Genomic DNA, 3055 nt, shown 5'->3' with positions numbered 1-3055 from the left:
CAGACCACAGCAGCCCAACTAGGCATTAACACAGACCTTGCCCAAGCTAACAATCAAGTTGCACAGACGAAGGATGTGAAAGCGCAACTCCAAGAGCAGCAACAGATTGCAACGGCAATAGGGCATGTACAAAAGGCGGTGGATACTTATATATCAAATAAATTAAATGAAGCAGAAACTGCTGAACGACGTGTAAAAGCAGAATACGATAAAGCTAAGGCTAATAATGCAAGTAAGGATGCGTTGGATTTCCTTGAATATCGGTTAAGAGAAGCTAAGCGAGAAGTGGGTGAATGGGGGTATGGCGGAGGAAATCGCCGAACTATAGATACCGTTACAGCCCTCTTTACCAGTGTGCTTTCAGGGCAAGGTGCTTCAGCTACAGCTGTCGCAACTTTATCGCCAACGGTGAATAAATTGATAGCAGATAATACGCATGATAAAGCAACTAATGCACTTGCACATGCCGTATGGGGAGCGATTGAGGCTCAAGTCAATGGAGGAAGAGCAGCACATGGTGCGATAAGTGCAGCAGGGGCTGAATTACTGGCACCACAAATTGCCTCTATACTTTATGGTAAATCGGAAGCTGATTTAACGCCAGATGAAAAGGCGGGTGTAATTAGTATGGCAAGTCTTGCAGGCGGTATTGCCGGTGCTTTAATGAACGGGAAATCAGAAGGTGTTGAAATCATTGGCAATACGGCAATTAATGCACAGATTGCGGAAAATACGGTGACAAACAATTACCTTTCCGGGTGGCAGGCTAAGCAAAGAGATGAAGAGTTAGCGGCATGTAATGGTAGCTTGCGCTGTGAACTAAAAACAGGTGTTTATTGGGAATTAGTGAGTGCGGGGCAAGATACTGCTTATGGTGCCGGGCTTGCGACGTCAATTCCTGTGGGGCTTTTTGAAACAGGGAAAGGCATTGCTGAGATTGCGATGCATCCGATTGACTCACTGAATGCGATTAAGACCTTAATTCAAGAAGGCAATTTTACTAAAGCAATGAAACAATCCTATGCGAATAGAATTGATAAGATGATTGTTGAGTATGAGAAAGCGGGTGCAGAAGGGGCTTTCAAGGCTGGCTTAGAGGCAGGTCAATTACTGCAAGAGACGGTGGGAATACTTGCCGGTGGTTTGGGTTTGGGTAAAGTTGGTACAAAATTCACAAAAGCAGCTGCTACTTTTACGAAGCATCAAGTTCATAGAGTAATTAATCACACTGTTTTGAATCGAGTAATTAATGAAGTTGATAATATCGCTGTATCAACCGATAAAGGATTTATCAATGGCACTAAAGTTTGTGGAGCAAGTTGTGAAATAAAAGCAACTAGTAAAGCTGAGCAAGCTTTAATTGATGATATTGTTAAAAATGGGGATATCAAGGGAAGTAAAACTGAAACCCTTATTAGTGATCTTGCAAAACGCTCAGGTTATGAACTATTACAGGGAGGGAAATATGGCTCAAATAATGGTTTTGATCATGTGTTAGTAGGCAAAGATGGTTCAGTAGTCATTATTGATAGTAAACAAATAAAAACTAATGGGGAGATTCAGGTGAGTTCTAAAGGAGCTGGGGATACTAATCAATTGTCTAGTAAATGGATAAATGCAGTTCTGAGTGAATTATCTGAAAATGATCCGACTAAGTTAGCAATAAAAAATGCGGAAAAAAATGGTAAATCAATTAAAACAATTATAGCTGGTGTAGATAAATCAAATGGTAAGGTTGTGTTATTACCAGTTAGAATTCCTAATAAGAATTAGTCGTAAGAGGTGTAAATATGGAAAAATATAAAGTGTTTTTAGGTAGTGAGATTGCTAAAACCTATGATGAAGCTAAGAATTTTACTCTAGCTAGAGTTGAGGAATATGTTAAATTCAATCATAAAGAATTGTTTTCAACGTTAGCTCCTATAGATAATTTTACAGGTAATGTTTTTTCTTTAATTCATTATTTAAATGATTTTCATCGTGCATTAGCCTCTAAGCATTTATTAGAAAATGATATTTCAGGATTTAAAGAAAATGCTTCTATTGCGGGTTTCTTAGGTATTTTGTCTGAATATGATTTCCAATGGGCATATAATGGATTTAATACTAACTTCTTTTTCATGATCTTACTTTCAGATAATCAAAAGTTGATTGATTATCTGATTAAACATCGTGATGAAATTGTCGATATTTCAGTTCCCTATAAACGAACTGATACCAGACCTTTTTTTAATGCGAACACTTTATTGGCGTTAAGTGGCGATTGGCAATTATTAAAAGAGCGCGCACTCACGTTCTTAAATGATGAGAAAAAAGCCCGTAGCGATTTAAAGCGCATTCCTGATCATGAATTTTATGTGGCACTAGCAGATAAAAATATAAAAGGAATGCAAGAGGCTTTAGATAAATTACTCGAACTTAAGCTTGCTAAACGAGCAGCAAAAGGAACACTTTTACATTTTGATTTTTACTTGCAACCGCAAGTTTTAATGTATGCCAAAATCGCAGCAATCCACGGTTTTGATTTGAGTATTGATAGCCCTATAGCGCCAAAAGAATTGATTGATATAAATCCATTAGCAGAATATAAAATTCCTTATGATTTTATGAAATCATTTGATTTTGATGCCCCTCATCAAGTTTGGGTAAATTATGTCAAACAAAGAATGGAAGAAGCGAAGCAAAAGAAAGTTGAAAATAAAAAAGGATTTTGGGCTTCGCTGTTTGGTCGATAAGTCAGGAATAAGCATTAAAGTGCGGTTAAAAACATAAGCGATTTTGACCGCACTTTTTGTCTTTTCAACGATACTTATGCTAAGTAAACCTGATTTATAATTTCACATCCAACTTCGCGTAAGCACGCTCTACTTTTTCTAATGCTTTTTCTACGGAAATATCACGAGCAAGTAATAGGCGGAAGCAGTGGCAAGGAAGATGGTGAAAGCAAAACTTACCAAGCGAGCCACTTAGATGCACAAACCGTGACTTTAAACAGCCAAGGTGATACCAACCTGCTGGGGAGTCAAGTCAAAGGTAACACCGTTAATGCCAATGT

General features: G+C 38.0%; 3 protein-coding genes and 1 pseudogene. 3 read left to right on the top strand and 1 reads right to left on the bottom strand.

The features are described 5' to 3' along the window. Window positions 1-1773 (top strand): VENN motif pre-toxin domain-containing protein (locus ABW51_RS09400; RefSeq protein WP_053466537.1); only part of this gene is annotated, 1773 nt, incomplete at its 5' end. A gap of 17 nt (window positions 1774-1790) precedes the next feature. Further along, on the top strand, window positions 1791-2735 hold the full coding sequence (locus tag ABW51_RS09395; protein WP_053466536.1) for an Imm49 family immunity protein: 945 nt from the start codon (window positions 1791-1793) through the stop codon (window positions 2733-2735). Between the two features lie 94 nt (window positions 2736-2829). On the opposite strand, the pseudogene ABW51_RS10415 reads toward ABW51_RS09395, so the two are convergent. After that, window positions 2830-2913, bottom strand: a pseudogene (locus tag ABW51_RS10415) (phosphoribosylglycinamide formyltransferase); the annotation flags it as partial. Here ABW51_RS10415 and ABW51_RS10590 point away from each other — a divergent pair. Beyond that, on the top strand, window positions 2877-3055 hold a 179-nt coding region (locus ABW51_RS10590; protein WP_197271861.1), incomplete at its 3' end, for a hemagglutinin repeat-containing protein. The pseudogene ABW51_RS10415 and the gene ABW51_RS10590 sit on opposite strands and share 37 nt — an antisense overlap.

It is taken from the genome of Haemophilus sp. C1, from assembly GCF_001276515.1.
In the GTDB taxonomy this organism is placed as follows: Bacteria; Pseudomonadota; Gammaproteobacteria; order Enterobacterales; family Pasteurellaceae; genus Haemophilus.
The sequence above is the reverse complement of the archived record's forward strand: the minus strand, read 5'-3'. Positions and strand labels throughout refer to the sequence as shown.

Excerpts from the sequence above, each read along its gene's own strand:
- ABW51_RS09395 (WP_053466536.1), top strand. The coding sequence starts at position 1,791 with ATGGAAAAATATAAAGTGTTTTTAGGTAGTGAGATTGCTAAAACCTAT.